This window comes from Streptomyces sp. NPDC034670, assembly GCF_055574875.1.
In genome coordinates this window covers 1-20,722 of sequence record NZ_JBVITR010000041.1, presented here as the reverse complement: position 1 = coordinate 20,722, position 20,722 = coordinate 1, and the positions used below count along the sequence as shown (strand labels likewise).

General features: G+C 75.5%; 18 protein-coding genes. 14 read left to right on the top strand and 4 right to left on the bottom strand.

Translation table 11 applies throughout. From position 1 onward, the window contains the following. Window positions 1–240: 240 nt before the first annotated feature. A complete protein-coding gene (locus ACZ56B_RS24085) occupies window positions 241–912 on the bottom strand; it encodes a lysophospholipid acyltransferase family protein (RefSeq protein WP_468794187.1) in 672 nt (223 codons plus the stop codon). Window positions 913–1,337: 425 nt separating this feature from the next. On the opposite strand from ACZ56B_RS24085, the gene ACZ56B_RS24080 reads away from it, so the two are divergent. The 3 genes from ACZ56B_RS24080 to ACZ56B_RS24070 all read left to right on the top strand — a co-directional run bounded on the left by ACZ56B_RS24080 (window position 1,338) and on the right by ACZ56B_RS24070 (window position 3,664). Further along, window positions 1,338–2,507, top strand: coding sequence for a glycerophosphodiester phosphodiesterase (locus ACZ56B_RS24080; RefSeq protein ID WP_468794184.1), 1,170 nt, complete (start codon window positions 1,338–1,340; stop codon window positions 2,505–2,507). 74 nt (window positions 2,508–2,581) lie between these two features. Next, window positions 2,582–3,121 (top strand): sigma-70 family RNA polymerase sigma factor, encoded by a 540-nt coding sequence (locus ACZ56B_RS24075; RefSeq protein WP_468794181.1) that lies wholly within the window; start codon window positions 2,582–2,584, stop codon window positions 3,119–3,121. Window positions 3,122–3,166: 45 nt separating this feature from the next. After that, window positions 3,167–3,664, top strand: coding sequence for a GNAT family N-acetyltransferase (locus tag ACZ56B_RS24070; RefSeq protein ID WP_468794298.1), 498 nt, complete (start codon window positions 3,167–3,169; stop codon window positions 3,662–3,664). 7 nt (window positions 3,665–3,671) lie between these two features. On the opposite strand, the gene ACZ56B_RS24065 is transcribed toward ACZ56B_RS24070, so the two are convergent. Next, window positions 3,672–4,121: a hypothetical protein gene (locus tag ACZ56B_RS24065; protein WP_468794178.1), complete on the bottom strand. Its 450-nt coding sequence runs from the start codon at window positions 4,119–4,121 to the stop codon at window positions 3,672–3,674. Continuing rightward, window positions 4,102–4,461, bottom strand: a complete 360-nt coding sequence (locus ACZ56B_RS24060) for a hypothetical protein (protein ID WP_468794175.1) — start codon at window positions 4,459–4,461, stop codon at window positions 4,102–4,104. The genes ACZ56B_RS24065 and ACZ56B_RS24060 overlap by 20 nt, the downstream gene beginning before the upstream one ends. A gap of 104 nt (window positions 4,462–4,565) precedes the next feature. Here ACZ56B_RS24060 and ACZ56B_RS24055 point away from each other — a divergent pair, with 104 nt between their 5' ends. The 9 genes from ACZ56B_RS24055 (at window position 4,566) to ACZ56B_RS24015 (ending at window position 17,047) form a co-directional block, all read left to right on the top strand. Continuing rightward, the gene (locus ACZ56B_RS24055) at window positions 4,566–5,216 is read left to right on the top strand and encodes an HAD family hydrolase (protein ID WP_468794172.1); all 651 of its coding nucleotides are present in this window, start codon (window positions 4,566–4,568) and stop codon (window positions 5,214–5,216) included. A 403-nt stretch (window positions 5,217–5,619) separates the two neighbouring features. Next, window positions 5,620–6,657, top strand: a complete 1,038-nt coding sequence (locus ACZ56B_RS24050; RefSeq protein WP_468794169.1) for a methionine ABC transporter ATP-binding protein — start codon at window positions 5,620–5,622, stop codon at window positions 6,655–6,657. Beyond that, complete coding sequence (locus ACZ56B_RS24045) at window positions 6,654–7,391, top strand: methionine ABC transporter permease (RefSeq protein ID WP_468794166.1); 738 nt, start codon at window positions 6,654–6,656, stop codon at window positions 7,389–7,391. The genes ACZ56B_RS24050 and ACZ56B_RS24045 overlap by 4 nt, the downstream gene beginning before the upstream one ends. Before the next feature lie 119 nt (window positions 7,392–7,510). Continuing rightward, window positions 7,511–8,338, top strand: a complete 828-nt coding sequence (locus ACZ56B_RS24040) for a MetQ/NlpA family ABC transporter substrate-binding protein (protein ID WP_468794163.1) — start codon at window positions 7,511–7,513, stop codon at window positions 8,336–8,338. Window positions 8,339–8,474: 136 nt separating this feature from the next. Continuing rightward, the gene (locus ACZ56B_RS24035) at window positions 8,475–9,113 is read left to right on the top strand and encodes a GNAT family N-acetyltransferase (protein WP_468794160.1); all 639 of its coding nucleotides are present in this window, start codon (window positions 8,475–8,477) and stop codon (window positions 9,111–9,113) included. 137 nt (window positions 9,114–9,250) lie between these two features. After that, window positions 9,251–10,462: a precorrin-6y C5,15-methyltransferase (decarboxylating) subunit CbiE gene (gene cbiE, locus ACZ56B_RS24030; protein WP_468794157.1), complete on the top strand. Its 1,212-nt coding sequence runs from the start codon at window positions 9,251–9,253 to the stop codon at window positions 10,460–10,462. A 368-nt stretch (window positions 10,463–10,830) separates the two neighbouring features. After that, window positions 10,831–14,772, top strand: coding sequence for a nicotinate-nucleotide--dimethylbenzimidazole phosphoribosyltransferase (gene cobT, locus ACZ56B_RS24025; protein ID WP_468794154.1), 3,942 nt, complete (start codon window positions 10,831–10,833; stop codon window positions 14,770–14,772). Window positions 14,773–14,933: 161 nt separating this feature from the next. Then, window positions 14,934–16,166, top strand: coding sequence for a uroporphyrinogen-III C-methyltransferase (cobA, locus tag ACZ56B_RS24020; protein WP_468794151.1), 1,233 nt, complete (start codon window positions 14,934–14,936; stop codon window positions 16,164–16,166). Window positions 16,167–16,228: 62 nt separating this feature from the next. Beyond that, window positions 16,229–17,047: a TrmH family RNA methyltransferase gene (locus tag ACZ56B_RS24015; protein ID WP_468794148.1), complete on the top strand. Its 819-nt coding sequence runs from the start codon at window positions 16,229–16,231 to the stop codon at window positions 17,045–17,047. Window positions 17,048–17,074: 27 nt separating this feature from the next. Here ACZ56B_RS24015 and ACZ56B_RS24010 read toward each other — a convergent pair whose 3' ends face one another. Further along, a complete protein-coding gene (locus tag ACZ56B_RS24010) occupies window positions 17,075–18,526 on the bottom strand; it encodes a serine/threonine-protein kinase (RefSeq protein ID WP_468794145.1) in 1,452 nt (483 codons plus the stop codon). 708 nt (window positions 18,527–19,234) lie between these two features. Here ACZ56B_RS24010 and ACZ56B_RS24005 point away from each other — a divergent pair. After that, window positions 19,235–19,444: a hypothetical protein gene (locus ACZ56B_RS24005; protein WP_468794142.1), complete on the top strand. Its 210-nt coding sequence runs from the start codon at window positions 19,235–19,237 to the stop codon at window positions 19,442–19,444. Between the two features lie 202 nt (window positions 19,445–19,646). Beyond that, window positions 19,647–20,603, top strand: coding sequence for a phosphotransferase family protein (locus ACZ56B_RS24000; RefSeq protein ID WP_468794139.1), 957 nt, complete (start codon window positions 19,647–19,649; stop codon window positions 20,601–20,603). Window positions 20,604–20,722: the final 119 nt, after the last annotated feature.

The following is a 20,722-nucleotide window of genomic DNA, read 5'->3' as shown; positions in this document are numbered from 1 at the left end:
GCCCCCCCCACCCCCCCCCTCCCCCCCCCCCCCCCCCCCCCCCCCCCCCCCCCCCCCCCCCCCCCCCCCCCCCCCCCCCCCCCCCCGCCACCGGCCGTGACGCGCCGTGAGCGGCTCCGCCCGGCCCTGCCCCCCCCGGCGTCCCGGGCACCACCGGCACCCGGCGGACACGCCGACGGCGGGCCGCCCGGAAAGCGGCCCGCCGTCGAGGGGGGAGATGCCGACGCGGTCGGCAGGCGCCTACGCGGCCTTCGCCTTGCTCGCGTACATGTCCACGTACTCCTGCCCGGACAGCCGCATCACCTCGGCCATCACCGAGTCGGTGACCGCGCGCAGGACGTAGCGGTCGCGGTCCATGCCGTCGTACCGGGAGAACTCCATCGCCTCGCCGAAGCGGACCGTCACCCGGCCCGGCCGGGGCAGGCCCGCGCCGCCCGGCTGGAGCTTGTCGGTGCCGATCATGGCGAACGGCACGACGGGCGCGCCGGTCATCAGGGTGAGCCGGGCGATGCCGGTGCGGCCCCGGTAGAGACGGCCGTCGGGGGAGCGGGTGCCCTCCGGGTAGATGCCGAAGACCTTGCCCTCCTCCAGGACCCGGCGCCCGGTCATCAGCGCCGCGACCCCGCCCCGGCCGCCGTCCCGGTCGACCGGGATCATGCCGACACCGGTGAAGAACCAGGCCATCATCCGGCCCTTGAGGCCCTTGCCGGTGACGTACTCGTCCTTGCCGATGAAGAAGACCTGCCGGTCGCAGACCAGCGGCAGGATCATCGAGTCGATGAACGTCAGGTGGTTGCCGGCCAGGATGACCGGACCGTCGCCGGGGATGTGCTCCGCGCCCTCCACCCGTGGGCGGAACATCAGGCGCATGATCGGACCGAGCACTGCCTTGATGAGCGCGAAGCGGGACAACGGGCCCTCCGGTGGGAAGCGGACGTCGGTGCATGCCGTATGAGTCGGTGCAGGTGAGGACATTACTCGCGGTCCGGGGAGGCGCGCACGTCGGGCTCACGGGACCGGCCGAGGTCTTACGTCCTCTTGACCGCGGGTTCACCTGCCGGATCCGGTCCCCCGACCGCCCGGAGCACCGCCGTCACCCGGTGACGGAGCTCACCCCCACCCGCACACCGGGCGGGTGCCCCGAACCGCCCGGCCGAACCGGACGAACCGTCAGGACACGGTGGAACACGCCCCGTGTACGGCGGACGCGCGACCCGGACCCGGCGGGCGCGCGCCATGCGACATCACCCGGGTGTTCGGCCCGGGGTCTCCCTCCCGTCACGTACGCGCACCTACGATCGGCCCGCACTGAACGAACCGACCGCAGGAGGGCGCTGATGGGAACGCGGGAGTCGAACGAGCGGGCGGACGGGACCGGACGGCGGGCCCTGCTCGGCGCGGCGGTGCTCGGCGCGTCCGCGACGGTCCTGGGAGCGGGCGGCACGGCGAGAGCCGCCGGCGCCCGGCACGGCGGCGGCCGGGGGCTGAAGGGACTGCCCGTCCCCACCGTCATCGGCCACCGCGGGGCCAGCGGTTACCGGCCCGAGCACACCCTCGGCGCCTACCAGCTCGCCCTCGACATGGGTGCGGACATCGTCGAGGCCGGCGACCTCGTGCCCACCCGGGACGGCCACCTCGTCTGCCGGCACGAGCCGGAGATCGGCGCCACCACGGACGTCGCCGACCACCCCGAGTTCGCCGGCCGCAGGACCACCAAGACCCTGGACGGCGTCCCGGTCACCGGCTGGTTCACCGAGGACTTCACCCTCGCCGAACTGAAGCGGCTGCGCGCCGTCGAGCGCATCCCGGCCAACCGCCCGCACAACACCCTCTACGACGGCCGCTGGGGGATCCCCACCTTCGAGGAGGTGCTGCGCTGGCAGGACGAGCAGACCCGCGAGCGCGGCGAGCAGGTCTGGATCTACCCCGAGCTCAAGCACCCCACCTACTTCCGGGGGCTCGGCCTCGGCCTGGAGGAGCGGGTCGCCGGGCTGCTGCGGAAGTACGGCAAGAACCGCCGGAACTCCCCGGTCGTCCTGCAGTCCTTCGAGCCGACCGCCGTGCGGCGCCTGAGCCGGCTCGTCGGCAACCCGCTCGTGGTGCTCCTGTCCGGCGCGGACACCCGCCCCTGGGACTTCGTCGAGGCGGGCGACCCGCGGACCGTCGCCGACCTCGTCGCCCCCGAGGGGCTGAAGGAGATCGCCTCCTACGCCCAGGGCATCGGGCCCACCCTCGACCTCGTCATCCCGCGCGACGCCGGCGGCCGGCTCACCGAGCCCACCACCCTGGTCCGCGACGCCCACCGGGCGGGCCTGATCCTGCACCCCTACACGCTGCGCAACGAGAACCCCTTCCTGCCCGCCGACTTCCGCAGGGGCACCGACCCCGACGCCTACGGCGACGTCTTCGGCGCCTACCGGGCGTACTTCGCCACCGGCATCGACGGAGTCTTCACCGACCATCCCGACACCGGCCTGCTGGCCCGCGAGGAGTTCGTCAACAAGTGAGGGGAACACCCCGGTCGGGGTGATCTCCGGCCGCTCCGCGCAACTGCGCGCGGGGCGGCCGGGTCGTTGTGCGTATGACGCACGAGCCGGTCACGACACACGACCCGGTCGCCTCCGGCCTGGTCGCCTCCCTCCGCCCGCTGCTCACCGCGGAGGCCCTCGCCGAGGCGCCCGGCTCCGGGGCCGAACCCGGTGACCTGGAGCAGGCGGTCTGGCTCCGCCTCCTGGAACGCCTCGACGCCCAGGGCCCGCCGCACGATCCCCAGGGCTGGCTCCGCCGGGCCGTCCGCGCGGAGGCCCGCCGCGCCCGCCGCACCGCCCGCCGCGAAACGCCGCTCGGCCGCGAACCCGCCGACGACGGCGACCGCGGTCCCGAACACCTGGCGCTCGCCGCCGCCCGCCGCCGTGCCCTGCGGGACGCCGTGCGGCGGCTGCCCGGCCGCTGTCCCCGGCTGCTGGAGGCGCTGTTGTCCCCGGACGATCCGACATACCGGGAAATCGCAGGGGAGTTGGGTATCTCACAGGGCAGTCTCGGCCCGGAACGTTCCAGATGCCTGGGATGTCTGCGTCGTTTGCTCGCGCCGGAGGTTGCGGCCCGTCGAGGACGGGGATAGGAGTGGGGGACGACAGGTGATCAGGTGAGCGGGAGGCATGCGCACATGGGCATGAGCGTGACCATCTCTGCGGCGGCCGAGCAGGACGCGGAGCAGATCTTCAGGTTGCAGTACCTGTGCTTCCAGAGCGAGGCGGCGCTCTACGGCAACTACCGCATCGACCCGCTCGTCCAGACCCTCGACTCGGTCCGCGAGGAGGTCGCCGCCGACTGCGTCTTCGTCGCCCGCCTCGGCGACGAGGTCGTCGGATCGGTGCACGGCAGGATCACCGAGGACGGTGCCGCCGCCATCGGCAAGCTCTGCGTCCACCCCCGCCTCCAGGGACACGGCATCGGCGCGCGTCTGCTCCGGGCGGCGGAGTCGGCCCTCGCGGGCGAGCGCGGCGCCCGGACGTTCCGGCTGCACGCCGGGCACCGCAGCGAGAGCAACCTGCGGCTCTACAGCAAGGTCGGCTACCAGCGGGTGGGGACGTCCCGGGGCGCGGACGGCGTGCCGATGATCGTCCTGGAGAAGAAGACGGAGGAGTACGCGACCACGGCCTGACGGCCGGTCAGGACGCCGGCCGCGCCGTGCGCGCCCTGCGCAGCCAGTACAGGGCCGTCAGGGGCAGCAGCACGGGGATGAAGAGGTACCCCATCCCGTAGTCCGACCACACGGTCGCGTCGGGGAAGGCGGACGGCTCCACCAGGGTCCAGGTGCCGACCGTCAGCACGCCCACCAGCTCGGCGGCGCAGCACACCAGCGCCGCCCTGCGGGCCGTCTCGCCACCGCGGACCAGGGTGTACGTGATGAAGCCGTAGACCACGCCGGCCGCCGCCGACAGCGTGTAGGCGAGCGGCGCGCGGTCGAACTCGGTGGCGATCTGGTACACGGAGCGCGACACGGCGCCGACGACCATCACCCCGTACAGCCACACCAGCAGCAGACCGGGCCCGCCGATCAGCCGGGTCCGGTCCGGCTTCCCCTTCGTCCCGGCCACCTCAGCCTCCCCAGATGTCATGGAGGCGCACCTCGAGCACCGCCAGCACGACACCGCTCGCGGCAACGGTCACCGACCCCCAGCGGGTGCGCTCGGCCAGCGACATGAAGCCGGCCGCCGGGACGCACGCGAAGGAGCCGAGCAGGTACGCCACGAAGATCGTCGTCCCCTGCTCCGGCTTCTCGCCGCGGGCCAGCCGCACGATCCCGACGACGAGCTGGACCAGCACCAGCAGCGTGACCACGGCCATCCCGATGAAGTGCCAGTCCTTCGTCGGCTGATCACGGTAGGCGGCCCAGCCGCACCATGCGGCGAGCAGCAGCGCGGCGACGCCGGTCACCAGCGTCAGGACATCAAGCATGGCAGCGACCTTATTACGCCGAAAAACCCCTGCGCCCTCCGGCCCCGCCCCGGCGGCCCGCCCGTCCCGTCGGAACGCCGGGGCGGGGCCGTAGGGTCGAGAGCATGACGATCCACGCACAAGCCCTCCTGTTCGACAACGACGGAACCCTGGTGTCCTCCCTCGAGTCCGTGCGCCGCTGCTGGACCCGGTGGGCCGTCGAGTACGGGATCACGGCCGAGGAGTTCGACCGGGTCGAGCTGCACGGCCGGCCGGCCGCCGAGATAGCCGCCGACCTGCTGCCCGCCCACGTCGTCCCCGAGGCCGTCGCGCGGATCGAGGACCTGGAGGTCGAGGACGTGCCGGACGGCGGCGTCCACCTGCTGCCGGGGACCAGGGACTTCCTCGACGCGCTGCCCGCCGAACGCTGGGCCGTGGTCACCTCCGCCACCCGGCGGCTGGCCGAGGCCCGTCTGGGCGCCGTCGGCATCCTGCCGAAGACCCTCGTCGCGGCCGACGACATCACCCGGGGCAAGCCCGACCCCGAGCCCTACCTGCTCGCCGCCCGCACCCTCGGCGTCGACCCGGCGCACTGCGTCGTCTTCGAGGACGCCCCCGCCGGGCTCCAGGCCGGCCGCGCCGCCGGCATGACCACCGTGGCCTTGGCCACAACCCACCGGGCCCACGAACTCACCGCCGACCTCGTCGTCGAGGACCTCTCCGCGCTGTCCGCACAGGTCACCGACGCCGGAGTGGAGATCTCCGCACGCCCCTGACGTGCGCACACGGGTGTCCACGCCTGTCCACCATGCGGACAGGCGTGTTCGGTCGGGGCCGGACATCTGCTTTACTGGCCGCATGACCACGACGAGCGACCGCAGCCCTGCGACCGAGGCGATCACGACGCCCGGTGCTCGCCGTATGTGTCCGCGCCGAATGCGCGCCTTCTAGAGGGCCCCCGTACCGCCTGAGCCTCGCGCCCCGAAGCGAGAGCCGCTCGGTCGGCCCGTGTCCGCACGCGCGACCGAGCCACGCCCCCCACGTGCACGTCCTTCCGCAGTGCGGCCCCTCCTGCCGCGCCCGCGGGGAACGCTGCCGTGCCACGGCTGCTTTCGACCCGAACACCCCGTGCCCGGCGCCCGACGGCGCGCCGCGCACTCGACAGTGACGGAATCCCACGTGATCACCACCACGGGCCTCACCAAGGTCTACCGCTCCGGCGGACGCGAGGTCACCGCCCTGGACGGCGTCGACCTGCACGTCCGCGAGGGCGAGGTCTACGGCGTCATCGGCCAGTCCGGTGCCGGCAAGTCCTCGCTGATCCGCTGCGTCAACCTGCTGGAGCGCCCCACTTCCGGCACCGTGACCGTGGCCGGCCAGGACCTCACCGCACTGGCCGGCCGCGGCCCGCGCGCCGGCCGGGAGCTGCGGCGGGCCCGCAGCCGCATCGGCATGGTCTTCCAGCACTTCAACCTGCTGTCGACCCGCACGGTGCAGGACAACGTCGAGCTGCCGCTCGAGATCCTCGGCAGGTCCGGGAAGGAACGTTCCCGCAGGGCGCTGGAACTGCTCGACCTGGTCGGCCTCGCCGACAAGGCCAAGGCCTACCCGGCCCAGCTCTCCGGCGGCCAGAAGCAGCGCGTCGGCATCGCCCGCGCCCTGGCCGGCGACCCCAAGGTGCTGCTCTCCGACGAGGCCACCAGCGCCCTGGACCCGGAGACCACCCGCTCGATCCTGGCGCTGCTGCGCGACCTCAACCGGCAGCTCGGCCTCACCGTCCTGCTCATCACCCACGAGATGGACGTCGTGAAGTCGATCTGCGACTCGGCCGCCCTCATGGAGAAGGGCCGCGTCGTCGAGTCCGGGACGGTCGGCGACCTCCTCGCCACCCCCGGCTCCGAACTCGCCGCCGCGCTGTTCCCCGTCGGCGGCGAGGCCTCCGGGGACGACCGCACCGTCGTCGACGTCACCTTCCAGGGGGACAGCGCCACCCAGCCGGTCATCTCCCAGCTGTCGCGCACCTACAACATCGACATATCGATCCTCGGCGCCGCCATCGACACCGTCGGCGGCCTCCAGGTCGGCCGGATGCGCATCGAACTGCCCGGCCGCTACGAGGACAACGTGGTGCCGATCGGCTTCCTGCGCGAACGGGGCCTGCAGATCGACGTCGTGGGCCGGCAGACGCCCGCACTGGTGAAGGAGGGGGCCAAGTGACCTGGTCCGAGATGCAGCCGCTGCTGGAACAGGCGTGTACCGAGACGCTGGTCATGGTCGGCTGGTCCACCCTGATCGCCGTCGTCGGCGGCCTCCCGCTCGGCATCCTGCTCGTCCTGACCGACAAGGGCGGCCTGCTGCGGAACACCGTGGTGAACAAGGTGATCGGCCAGGTCGTGAACATCGGCCGCTCGATGCCGTTCATCATCCTCATGGTCGCCCTGATGGGCTTCACCCGCTGGGTCACCGGGACGACCATCGGCAGCGAGGCCGCGATCGTGCCGCTCGCCATCGGCGGCATCCCGTTCTTCGCCCGCCTTGTCGAGACGGCCGTGCGCGAAGTGGACCACGGGCTCGTCGAGGCCGTGCAGGCGATGGGCGGCAGCACCTGGACGATCGTCCGCAAGGTCCTCGTGCCCGAGGCGCTGCCCTCGCTGATCGCCAGCACCACCACCACGGTCATCGCCCTCATCGGCTACTCGGCCATGGCCGGCACCGTCGGCGGCGGCGGACTCGGCGACCTCGCCGTCCGCTACGGCTACCAGCGCTTCGAGACCGGCCTGATGTGGGTCACCGTCGCGGTCCTCGCCGTGGTCATCTCCCTCATCCAGTTCGCCGGCGACCACGCCGCCCGCGTCCTGCACGGCCGCGTCGGCCGCTCGGGCCCCTCGCCCAGGCTCCGCTTCCTGAAGGCCAGGGAGCCCGCCGCGGCCGACGTAGGCAAGGTCGCGTGACCCCCGCCTGACTCCCCGCGGGCCCGCCCGCCGCCCGGCCACCACCCCCCGACGACGGCGCTTCGCGCCGGCACCCCCTTGACCCAAGGGGCCGTACCACCCAAGGAAAGGCACTTTTCGTGCGTAACACCGCCAAGATCACCACCGCTGTCCTCGCCGCCGGGGCCCTCACCCTCGGCCTCACCGCCTGCGGTGCGGAGCAGGACGCCGCCTCCGACGCCTCCGGCCCGCTGATCGTCGCCGCGAGCCCCGTCCCGCACGCCGAGATCCTCACCTTCGTCAAGGACGAGCTGGCCGGGAAGGCCGGCCTCGACCTCGAGGTGAAGGAGTTCACCGACTACGTCACCCCGAACACGGCGACCGAGGACGGCTCGGTCGGCGCCAACTTCTTCCAGACCCAGCCGTACCTCGACGACTTCAACAAGAAGAACGGCACCCACATCGTGTCCGTCGTCGACGTGCACCTGGAGCCGCTCGGCCTGTACTCCCACAAGGTCGAGAAGGCCGACGAGCTGAAGAGCGGCGCGACGATCGCCATCCCGAACGACACCGTCAACGAGGGCCGCGCCCTGCAGCTGCTCGCCGCCAACGGCCTCCTCACCCTCAAGGACGGCGTCGGCACCGCGGCGACCCCCTCGGACATCACCGAGAACCCCAAGAAGCTCAAGTTCAAGGAGCTCGAGGCGGCCCAGACGCCGCGCTCCCTGGACGACGTCGACGCCGCGGTCGTCAACGGCAACTACGCGATCGAGGCCGACCTCAAGCCCGCCGAGGAAGCCCTCGTCCTGGAGTCCGCCGAGAACAACCCGAACGTCAACCTGCTCGCCGTCAAGGAGGGCCGGGAGGACGACCCGCGCGTGAAGAAGCTCGCCGAGCTCCTCACCTCCCCCGAGGTGAAGAAGTTCATCGAGGACAAGTACGCCGGTTCCGTCGTCGCCTCCTTCTGACCGGCGCAGCCCGCACACCACCCACGGGGTCCGCTCCGGCGCACGGAGCGGACCCCGTGGTGCGGTCCGCTGCTTTCATGCTGCATGCTGGGCAGTTCAGCAGCACCCGACGGTCTCTCAGGTTACGGAGCGGCGCATGACGAGCACCTTCCCCGGCATCTCCATCAGCACGGAGCGGTTGGTGCTGCGTCCCCTCGAGACGGACGACGTGCCCGCCCTGACCGCGATGATGAACGACGAGCAGGTCGCCGCCTGGACCGACGTCCCCCAGCCCTTCACCGAGGAAGCCGCCCACGCCTGGATCACCGAGCACGCCCCCGCCGAACGCACGTCCGGGCGCGGACTCGACCTCGCCGTCACCGAGTTCCTCACCCAGCGCCTGGTCGGCGTCGTCCGGCTCGCCAGGACCGACTGGCACGTGAGGTCCACCGAACTGACGTACATCATCGCCCCCTGGGCGCGCGGCGAGGGCTACGCCTCCGAGGCCGCGCTCGCCACCGCCCGGTGGCTCTTCGGCGACCAGAAGCTCGAACGCGTCGAACTGCGCACCGCCGCCGACAACACCGCCTCGCAGCAGGTCGCCCAGAAGATCGGCTGCATCAACGAGGGCGTGCTGCGGGGCGCCTGCATAGCCCGCGTCCGCACCGAGGACGGCGGCTGGACCGACGTGCGCACCGACTACATCGTGTGGAGCCTGCTGCCCGAGGACATCGAGGGCGCGGACGGGCAGCGGGCCGACCCGGACGGGTTCACCGCCTACGCCGACTGGAACTGACCCCTCCGGACGCCCGCGACCCACGGCCGGGGGTACCGTCCGAGCGGTCCGCCGCCCGCACCGGGTACGCTCACCGAACCCGCCCTCGGGCGGAGCAGCCGACGACGACCTGCGAAGACCCCAGGAGACTGACGACGATGGCCGACCGGGTCACGGTGATCGGCTGGGACGGTTCGCCGCTGACCGCCGCGGCGCGCGCCGCGCTGGGCGCCGCCACGCTCGTGGCCGGCGCGGCCCACCACCTGACGCTCCCCGAGGTGCCCGCCGGCGCCGAGCGCATCCGGCTCGGGTCCGTCGCTCTCGCCGCCCGCCGCATCGCCGCCCACCGCGGCACCGCGGTCGTCCTCGCCGACGGCGACCCCGGATTCTTCGGCGTGGTACGGACCCTGCGCGCGCCCGAGTTCGGCCTGGAGGTCGAGGTCGTCCCCGCGGTCTCCTCCGTCGCCGCCGCCTTCGCCCGCGCCGGCATGCCCTGGGACGACGCCCACGTGGTCGTCGCGCACCCGCGCACCCTGCGGCGCGCGGTGAACGTGTGCCGGGCGCACACCAAAGTGGCGGTGCTCACCTCACCCGGTGCCGGCCCCGCCGAACTCGGCCTGCTGCTGGAGGGGGTCCACCGCACCTTCGTCATCTGCGAGGAGCTCGGCACCGGGCGCGAGCGGGTCACCGTCGTCACCTCCGACAAGGCCGCCGACCACACCTGGCGCGACCCCAACGTCGTCATCGCCGTCGGCGGCCCGGCCGGGGCCGGCGAGTCCACCGGCTGGATCGCCGGGCGCGACCCCTCCGTCGGGCCGCGCGGCTGGTCGCTGCCCGCCGGGGCGTACGACGGCGAACTCGGCGAGGGCGAGCGGGAGCCCCTGCGCACCTCCCAGCTCGCCCGGCTCGGACCGCGCCCGGGCGACCTCGTCTGGGACATCGGCTGCGGCTCCGGCGCCTTCGCCACCGAGGCCGCCCGCGCCGGAGCCGCCGTCATCGCCGTCGACAGCGATCCGGGGGCCTGCGCGCGCACCGAGTCCGCCGCCCGCCGCCACGGCGTCCTGCTCCAGACCGTCCACGGCACCGCCCCGCACGTCCTGGAGAACCTCCCCGAACCGGACGTCGTCCGGGTCGGCGGCGGGGGAGCGGCCGTGGTCTGCGCGGTCGCCGACCGCCGCCCGCAGCGCATCGTCACGCACGCCGGCACCCGCGACGCGGCCGAACTCATCGGCCGGGACCTCACGGAGCACGGCTACCAGGTCGAGTGCGCCCTGCTGCAGTCCGTCGAACTCGACACCCGGGCCTGGACCGAGAAGGAGCGGAGCGTCGCGTTCCTGCTCAGCGGGGTGCTGCCCGCGCGTGACGGCTGATCCGGTTTCCGTCCCCGTGATCGGGTTGTCCTACCGCGCGCGGTAGGCTGGCCGATCGTTGTACCGCACTCGGGCCCCCGGCGCTTCGTCGGTCAATGTCCGGAAAACGCGTCCGCTTTGGGGTGGGTCGCGGTACGGCGGAACCGGAGGGCGCGCAACGTGGCGCAGTCCACAGCGGAACCGTCGCCGATCAAGCTGACGCGACGGCCGTACGGCCGCGACAATGCCAGTGAATGGCTTTGTCGCCTTTTCGCGCGGGCCGTTCGTGCCGCTGGGGACGCACGCTCGTTCTCCAGTGTGGGGCGGTCGGTGCGCCGTTCCGGGTGAGCTGGTCGTAGGGAGCACTAACCGATGGGCGAGGGGTACGCATGACCGACACCGGCCAGGTCCCGGGCGAGGGACTGCCGGAGAACGCAGGCACGGTGGAACAGCCGGGCGCCCCCGCGCCCGATCCGTACGCCTATCTCTCCGGCGCCTCCGCCGAGGACGAAGACCTGCTGCTGCCCGGAGCCCAGGGCGCCTGGGGCAACGAGGTCGCCCCGCCCGTCCCGGAGCCGGTCGTCGAGACCGTGCACGAGCCGGGCCCGCACGAGATGTCCGGCCGCGACAGCGGCTCGGTCGACCTCGGCGGCGTCCGCCTGCCCGAGCCCGGGCGGGCACCGGCGCCGGCGCCCGGGGGGGCCGCGCCGCACGAGCAGGCGGCGCCGTCCGCGCCGCGCCGCCCGCTGCACCTGGGGCCGCCCGTCCCCAACGTCTCCGCCGGTCCGGTCCGCTCCCTCGCCGACCGCGGCCCCGCCCAGGTGCCGGCCCGCCACCCCGGGCCGCCGGCCCCCGGTCCCGAGTACCTCGACGTCCCGCGCACCCGGGAGGCGGCCGCCCCGCAGACGGCGGCGCCCTGGGGCGCGGGGGCCGCGGCGGGCACGGGAGCGGGCCCCGCGGAAACGGTTGCCCCTCCGGCGGAGCCGGCGGGGGAGGCGGGGGCGGCCCAGGCGGTCGTCGCCCGCGTCACCACCGAGGCCGCCGGCCGGACGCAGGTCCCCTCCGCGCGGCCGGAGCAGGCCCCTGAGGGCGCCCCCGCCGCGGACGCCGGGCACGACACGGTCGCCGCCGTCGCCGAGGACGCCGGTCAGGCCGCCGCCGCGCAGGGCGGGCAGGCGTCCGCTCCGGCCCCGGGCACGGAACACGAGCAGGGCCCCGCGGCGCCCGCCGCCGTCGCCGAGACCGGGCAGGCCCCCGAAACCGGGGCCGTGCCCGTCCCGGAGGCCGCCGCGCCGCACCAGGACCAGGGACCCGCGCAGGCTCCGGTCGCCGAGGCCCCGGGTGCCGGGCCCGCGGCCCACCCCACCGCGCCCGGCGCCGCGCCCCCCGGGGCTTCCGCCACCGCGCCGGGGGCCGCCGGGCCCGCCGTGCCCGGCCCCGTGGCGACGGGCGAGGCCCCCGCGGCCCCGTCCGCCCGGGAGCAGGCCCCCCTGGAAACCGCGGTGCCCGCTCCCGGGACGACGGGTGACGAGGCCGCGGCACAGGCCCCCGCCGAACCCGGCGCCGGGACGGTCGCCGAGGCTCCCGCGCCCCAGGCCCCGGCCGCCGTCGGCCCGGACGCGCCCCCCGCCCCCGCCGGGGCGGTCGACGCCGTCCCCGGCACCGGGTCCGCCGTGACCCCCGCCGCGGACCCGTCGGCCCCCGTTCCCGGTACCGGGTCCCCCGCGTCCGAGGCCGCCGCGGCCCCCGTGCCCGCGACCCCCGAGCCCGCGGCCCCCGTGCCCGCGACCCCCGAGCCCGCGGCCCCCGTGCCCGCGGCCGAGCCCGCGGCCCCCGTGCCCGCGGCCGAGCCCGGGGCCCCCGCCGCCGAGACCGCGCCGACCGCACCGGCCCCGGGGGACACGGAGGCCACCGCCGCCCCCGAGGCCCCCGGTACCGCTGAGATCGCCGCGCAGCCCGCCGCCGACTTCCCGGCCGCGGCTCCGTCCGGGCACGGCCCCGCACCGGCGACCGAGCAGCCCCTGCGGCAGGCCGCCGCCGAGCCGGCCCACCAGCCGGCGGAAGCGGAGCCGGACCCGCTCGCCTCCCAGGGCCCCGAGCAGCCCCCCGCCGCCCCGCCCGCCCCGGGCGAGCGGCCCGGACCGCAGGACGCGGGGGCGCCGGTCCCCGCGCAGCCGGTCCCCGCGGACTCCGGGGCCCCCGGCACGGACCCGGCCGCCCCGGTCGCGCCCGACGCCCCCCGGGCGCACGCCGCGCCCTCCCCGCCCGGCACCGCCCACCCGGAGCCCGGGCCGGACCAGCCCCTGGGGCGGTTCGTCCCCGTGCAGGGGACCGTGCCCACCGCCCCGCGGCCGGCGCCGACCCCGCCCCAGGGCGTGGCCGTCCCCGCGGAGGAAGCGCCCGCGCCGGAAGCGGCCGCCGCGGTGCCCGCCCCCCGCGAGGCCGAGGCCGGCTCCGCGCCGGCCGCGTCCGGCGCGGAGCCGGACCCCGACCGCGCGCAGAACGCCGACGACCTGGAGACCCGGGACGCCGGAGCGCGGGAGCGGCGGACGCAGGAGGAGGAGAGCGCGACCGCGGCGGAAGCGGCCCGTCCCACGGGCCCGGCCGCCCCCGGCTACGCCGACGCCGAGCGCGAGGCCGTGCTGAAGGTCATGCGCGAACGCCGGGACATCCGCAACGGCTTCCGCGGCGACCCCATCCCGCACGAGGTGCTGCTCCGCGTCCTGGAGGCCGCCCACACCGCGCCCTCCGTCGGCCACTCGCAGCCCTGGGACTTCGTCGTCATCCGCTCCGCCGAGACCCGGCGCACCATGCACGAACTGGCCATGCGCCAGCGCGACGCCTACGCCAAGACCCTCCCCAAGGGCCGGGCGAAGCAGTTCAAGGAACTGAAGATCGAGGCCATCCTCGACACCCCGGTGAACATCGTGGTCACCGCCGACCCCACCCGCGGCGGCCGCCACACCCTCGGCCGGCACACCCAGCCGCAGATGGCCCCGTACTCCTCCGCGCTCGCGGTGGAGAACCTCTGGCTCGCCGCCCGCGCCGAGGGCCTCGGCGTCGGCTGGGTCAGCTTCTTCGACGAGCGCGAGATGGTCCGCGCCCTCGGCCTGCCCGAGCACCTGGAGGTCGTCGCCTACCTGTGCGTGGGCTACGTCGACGAGTTCCCGGACGAGCCCGAGCTGATGCAGGCCGGCTGGTCCAGGCGCCGCCCGCTGTCCTGGGTCGTGCACGAGGAGACGTACGGCCGTCGCGCCCTGCCCGGAGAGGAACCCCACGACCTGCTCGCCGAGACCGTCGCACAGATCCGCCCGCTGGACGCCAAGGCGCTCGGCGAGGCCTGGGAGCGGCAGAAGCGCATGACCAAGCCGGCCGGGGCGCTCGGCATGCTGGAGATCATCTCCGCCCAGCTGTCCGGCCTGTCCCGCCAGTGCCCGCCGCCCGTCCCGGAGCCCGCGTCCGTCGCGATCTTCGCCGGCGACCACGGAGTGCACGCCCAGGGCGTCACCCCCTGGCCGCAGGAGGTCACCGCCCAGATGGTGACCAACTTCCTCGGCGGGGGAGCGGTCTGCAACGCCTTCGCCGCCCAGGTGGGCGCCGAGGTCTGCGTCGTCGACGTGGGCGTCCGCGCCGACCTGCCGGCCACCCCCGGACTGCTGCCGCGCAAGGTCCGGGCCGGCACGTCCGACATGACCACCGGCCCCGCGATGACCCGCGAGGAGGCCAAGAAGGCCATCGAGGTGGGCATCGAGACCGCCCGCGACCTGGTCGCGGCCGGCAACAAGGCCCTGCTCACCGGCGAGATGGGCATCGCGAACACCACCGCGTCCGCCGCCCTCATCTCCGTCTACACCGGCGCGGACCCGGCGGAGGTCACCGGCCGCGGCACCGGCATCAACGACGAGACGCTCGCCCGCAAGACCGAGGTCGTGCGCCGCGCCCTCGAACTGCACCAGCCGGACCCGGCCGACCCGATCGGCGTCCTCGCCGCCGTCGGCGGCTTCGAGCACGCGGCCATGGTCGGCCTGCTGCTCGGCGGCGCCTCCCTGCGGACACCGGTGATCCTGGACGGCGTCAGCGCCGGTGCCGCCGCCCTGGTGGCCCGGGCCATCGCCCCCGAGGTCCTGGCCGCCTGCATCGCGGGACACCGCAGCGCCGAGCCCGGCCACGTGGCCGCCCTCAACAAGCTGGGCCTGCGCCCCCTGGTCGACCTCGACCTGCGCCTCGGCGAGGGCACCGGCGCGCTGCTCGCCCTGCCGCTGGTGCAGAGCACGGCGCGGGCGATGCACGAGGTGGCGACGTTCGACTCGGCGGGGGTCACCGAGAAGTAGCCGGGAAGGGCACCGGGCGGGGCGGGCACGGGCGGGGTGGACGACCACCGCCGGGCCCACCCCGCCGCACGCCGGACCCCCACCTCTAGAATCCGCACGTCAGGGCCGCTCCAGTGCCGTAGCGCCCGCCGCACGCCGCCCGTACGAGGAGCCGCATCCGCATGGCCGAACACCCCGCCTACCCCGTGGGCCTCCGCCTCACCGGCCGTCGAGTGGTCGTGCTCGGCGGCGGCCAGGTCGCCCAGCGCCGCCTCCCCGCCCTCATCGCGGCCGGCGCCGACGTCCTCCTGGTGTCCCCCGAGGCGACGCCTTCCGTCGAGGCGATGGCCGACGCGGGCGAGATCACCTGGGAGCGGCGCGGGTACGCCGAGGGCGACCTCGCGGACGCCTGGTACGCCCTGATCGCCACCAGCGACGCGGACGCCAACGAGCGTGCCTCCGCCGAGGCCGAGCGGGGCCGCGTCTGGTGCGTCCGCTCCGACGACGCCGACCGGGCCACCGCCTGGACCCCGGCGACCGGACACAGCGAGGGCGTCACGGTGGCCGTCCTCACCACCGACGCCAAGGGCCGCGACCCCCGCCACACCGCCGCCGTCCGCGACGCCGTGGTCGAGGGCCTGCGCGACGGCACCCTCGTCGCCCCGCACCACCGCACCCGCACCCCCGGCGTCGCCCTGGTCGGCGGCGGCCCCGGCGACCCGGACCTGATCACCGTGCGCGGCCGCCGGCTGCTCGCCGAGGCCGACGTCGTCATCGCCGACCGGCTCGGCCCGCGCGGCCTGCTGGCGGAACTGCCGCCGCACGTCGAGGTGATCGACGCGGCGAAGATCCCCTACGGCCGCTTCATGGCCCAGGAGGCCATCAACCACGCCCTGATCGAGCACGCCAAGCAGGGCAAGTCGGTGGTCCGGCTCAAGGGCGGCGACCCGTACGTCTTCGGCCGCGGCATGGAGGAGCTCCAGGCGCTCACCGAGGCGGGCGTCCCGGTCACCGTCGTCCCCGGCATCTCCAGCTCCATCTCGGTCCCGGGTGCGGCCGGCATCCCGGTCACCCACCGGGGCGTGGCCCACGAGTTCACCGTGGTCAGCGGCCACGTCGCCCCCGACGACGAGCGTTCCCTGGTCGACTGGCCGTCCCTGGCGAAGCTGACCGGCACGCTGGTCGTCCTCATGGGCGTCGACAAGATCGGCCGGATCGCCGAGACCCTGGTGGCGCACGGCAAGTCCCCGGACACCCCCGTCGCCCTGGTCCAGGAGGGCACCACGGCCGCCCAGCGCCGGGTCGACGCCACCCTGGCCACGGTCGCCGAAACGGTCGTCGCGCAGGAGGTCAGGCCGCCGGCCGTCATCGTCATCGGCGAGGTCGTCGGCGTCGGCCTCCCGGCTTCCCCGTGACCCCGGCCCGCACGACCGATCCCGCCGCCGGCACCGCACCGAGGACGAGGCAGGAGCACCCCGTGGCCGATCTCATCACCGTCTCGGACCCCGACGACCCGCGTCTGCGCGACTACACGGACCTGACCGACGTGGAGCTGCGCCGCAGGCGCGAACCCGCCGAGGGCCTGTTCATCGCCGAGGGCGAGAAGGTCATCAGACGGGCCAGGGACGCCGGGTACGCGATGCGGTCCATGCTGCTCTCGGCCAAGTGGGTCGACGCCCTGCGCGACGTCATCGACGAGCTCCCCGCCCCGGTCTACACGGTCACCCCGGAACTCGCCGAGCGGGTCACCGGCTACCACGTGCACCGCGGCGCGCTCGCCTCCGTGCAGCGCAAGCCGCTGCCCGCGACGGCCGACCTGCTCCGCACCGCCCGCCGGGTCGCGATCATGGAGTCGGTCAACGACCACACCAACATCGGCGCGATCTTCCGCTCGGCGGCCGCCCTCGGGATGGACGCGGTCCTGCTCTCCCCGGACTGCGCCGACCCGCTCTACCGCCGCAGCGTCAAGGTCTCCATGGGCGCGGTCTTCTCCGTGCCGTACGCCCGCCTGGAGAACTGGCCCAAGGGGCTGGAGCCGGTCCGCGAGGCGGGTTTCACCCTGCTCGCCCTCACCCCCGACGAGAGGGCCCGCCCCCTCGACGAGGCGGCGCCCCACCGGATGGACCGCGTGGCCCTGATGCTGGGCGCGGAGGGGAGCGGGCTGTCCCCCCGGGCCCTGGCCGCCGCCGACGAGTGGGTCCGCATCCCGATGTCCCACGGCGTGGACTCCCTCAACGTGGGCGCCGCGGCGGCGGTCGCCTTCTACGCGGTGGCCACCGGGCGCCCCCGGGCGTAGGGCCGGGCACCCGGGGACCGGGGTCCCTCAGGAGTTTGGCTCCGGCACCGGGACGTACCGCGCGTGCACGGGACCGCGCCGGCCCGGCGGTTCGTGGGCGGTGTGCGCCTGTTCCCGCTGCTGCCGCACGCCGTCCCCGTCGCCGCCGAGTCCGCGGGAGGGCCCCTGGCAGCCCTGCACCAGGGCGATGCCGAGCGCGACCAGCAGCGTCACCACGACGAACACGAACAACCGCTGCCTGAGCAGCCGCGGATTGGCCGGGCGCAGGCCGGTGCCCCCCGTCCGGGGGCCCCGGCGGGGACCGGCGCCGGACCGGCCGGAGTTCCGGGACGCGGGAGCGGGCCGGGAACCGGGCCGGGACGGCGTGCCACCGCGCGAGGCGCCGCCGCGGGACGTACCGCCGTCCCGCGACGGCGGTACGCCGCGGGTGCCGCGCCGCGGCGCGGGCCCGTTCCCCGCCGCGGGGGAACCCCGGCCGGCGGCCGCGCCGCGCGGTGCGGGAGTCCCCCGGCCGGGCTGTGCGCCGCGCCGGCCCGGCCGGCGCCCCTGGACGCGCTCCGGGGCGGCGCCGGGGTAGGTGTCGGCGAGGCGTCCGGCGGGCCGGTCCGTCTCCGCCTCGCGCGGCGCGGGGGGCCGGACGTCGGCGAGGCCCTGGGCCTCCCGGGCCGCGATCTCCTTGAGCCGCAGCGAGAGTTGGAGCGTGCTGGGCCGCTCCTCGGGGTCCTTCGCCAGACAGGCGCGGACGAGCGGGGCCAAGGCGTCCGGGACACCGTGCAGTTGGGCCTCCTCGTGCACGACGCGGTACAGCATCACCTCGGAACTGCCGTGCCCGAAGGGGGAGTCGCCCATCGACGCGTACGCGAGCGTGGCGCCCAGCGAGAACACGTCCGTGGCCGGGGTGACGGCGGCGCCGCGCACCTGCTCCGGGGCGAGGAACCCGGGCGAGCCGACCGCGGTGCCGACGTGCGTGAGCGTCGAGGCGCCGGTCGCCCAGGCGATGCCGAAGTCGATGATCCGCGGCCCCTTCGGGGACAGCAGGATGTTGGACGGCTTCAGGTCCCGGTGCACCACGCCGGCCTCGTGCACGGCGACCAGCCCCTCGGACAGGGCCGCGCCGATGGCGGCGACCTCGGCCGCGCCGAGCGGCCCCTCCTCGGCGACCTTGTCGTGCAGGGACGGGCCGGGCACGTACTGCGTGGCGAACCACGGCCGGTCCGCGTCGAGGTCGGCGGCCACCAGCCGTGCCGTGCAGCCCCCGCGGATGCGCCGCGCCGCCGAGACCTCGCGCGCGAACCGCGAACGGAACTCCTGGTCCTCCGCCAGATCGGGCCGGATGACCTTCAACGCGACCCGCTGCCCCTTCTTGTCGGAGCCCAGGTAGACCACGCCCATCCCGCCCGCGCCGAGCCGTCGGTGAAGCCTGAAAGAGCCGACGACGCGCGGGTCCTCGCGCCTCAGGCGCATCATCGCCATGTCCATCCCCGCTGCCCGGTCCTGTGACGTGCCACAGCTTACGTTTCCCCGGCCGCCCGTGCGCAGAGGCCGCGCCCTCTCGGGCCGATCGATTGTCAGTCCCGGACGGGAGAGGTGAAGCGTGCTCAGGAAGCGCGCGAGCAGCCCGGGTTCACCGGACTGACACGATCAACCACCGGGCCCCGGAGGGAGGTTGATCGCGTGCGGGGCGACCGCGGGGGACCGGTCGCGGACGCGGGGGACGCGGCGTGCCCGGACGGGGCGGGGCCGGGCGGGGCCGGACAGCGGTCGGCGGCGGCGACCCGCCGGAGGGGGGTGGACGTGAGGGAAGTCACCCGTCGGGGGCCTCCCCGCGCCGTCCGGGCCGTGGGGAGGGGCGGTCGGGGGCCCGCCTCACGGCGGACCCGGCACCGGCGGAGCGGCCCGGCGCCGCGGGAGGACGGCGCGCGGGGAGCGGGACGGAGCGGCCGGCCCCTCCGGGATCTCCCTGAGGCGCCGGGCCCCGTCTCCACCCAGGGGAGTACGCCGCGGGAGGCGGCTCATCCTCCGGGAGGCCCGGCAATCGGTACGAGGGCATGACGTCGGGGGAGCGCCGGGCCCCTAGATTTGAGGTCGAGCGGCGGGTGCGGCACTCGTCCCCCCGAGGCCCGGACGCCCGCCGCCGCCAAGAACGGCACACGGCAACACGACAACCGAAACGGTCAGGAGAGGGCCATGGCCCACACGGCACCGCGGACACTGGTCCGCACGCGGGAACGCAGGGCGGGCACCGCCGGGTTCCGGCCGCGCCGCGAGGGCCGTCGCCACCCGCTGGTGGCGACGCTGATGGCCCTTCCCCTGGCGGTCCTGTTCTTCCTCGTCTTCGACGGGTGGGAGACGGTGACCACACAGGCGTCGTCCGTGGGCGAGATGCTGGGGCGCTGAGCGGCGACCCCCAGGCCCGGAAGAGCGGTCCGGGCGGGGACATCCACCCATGAAACCCCGTGGGGACGGGGGTGCGACGGACGGCACGGATGCCGGCGCAGCTGGGGAGCTGCGCCGGCATCACCCATGTCCCGACGGTCCGGCGAAGGCGCCGTCCCCCCGGCGCGTACCCTCCCTCCGAAGCCGCACCCCAGGGAGCCCCGTGACCGCCGACGCCCTCGTCCCCGACCTGACCGCCCGCGCCCGGAGCAGGGCCCACTCCCGGACTCCGGCCTGCCCCTGCGGCACGGCCGGCACCCTGGCCGACCGCCCCGACGGCACCGTCGTACGCCACGCGGACACCGTCGCGAAGGCCCACGCCCCGGACGCCGACCCCGCCGCGCTGAGCCGGCGCCTCGCCGCGGCCGCGCGCCTCCCGGACGTCTTCCTGCCCCCGCTCGACCCGAGCCCGGCCGGCCTGCACGGCCGGCTCGTGACCTTCTGGCCGTACGGGGTCCCCGTCGACCCGGACGATCCCGACGCCGCCCCGTGGGAGGCCGCCGCCGCCCTGCTCGCCCGGCTGCACCGCACCCCCGCTCCCGCGCCGCTGCCCGTCATGCGGGGTCCGGCCGAGGCGGCCCGCGCCGTCACCCGGCTGCGGGCCCTCGGTCCCCTCCCGGCCGCCGTCCCCGTCCTGCGCGCCTGGGCCGCCCTGCCCCCGTGGGCCCGGGCCGAGGCCCCCGCGCCGGACCGCACCACCCTCTGCCACGGCGACTTCCACCTCGGCCAGCTCGTGCGGGTCCCCGGCGGTTCCTGGCGGCTGATAGACGTCGACGACCTGGGCACCGGCGTCCCCGCGTGGGACCTGGCGCGTCCGGCGGCCTGGTACGCGTGCGGGCTGCTCCCGGGGGAGGAGTGGGGGCGGTTCCTCGACGCCTATCGCGCCGCGGGCGGTCCGGCCGTCCCCGGAGACGGCGACCCCTGGGCCGCGCTGGACGTCCCGGCCCGCGCCCTCACCGTGCAGACCGCCGCGCGGACGATCGTCAAGGCCGCGGCGGACGGGCGGCACCCGGACGAGGTGGAGCGGTCCGTGATCGACGCCTGCGCGCGCATGGCCGCGGTCCCGCCCCGCCCGGCGGACCTCTCCACGGGCCAGGGCCGAAAGGCCCTGGATGAGTGAGTCCGGTGTTTGTGCCGGCCGCGACTATGGCGAAGGGCGCCCGTTGGTCAGTGTGTGAAGACAGACCTGGACGCCCTTCTGGCGGCCCTGTACGTGTTCATCGACGACCCTGCGGCTCC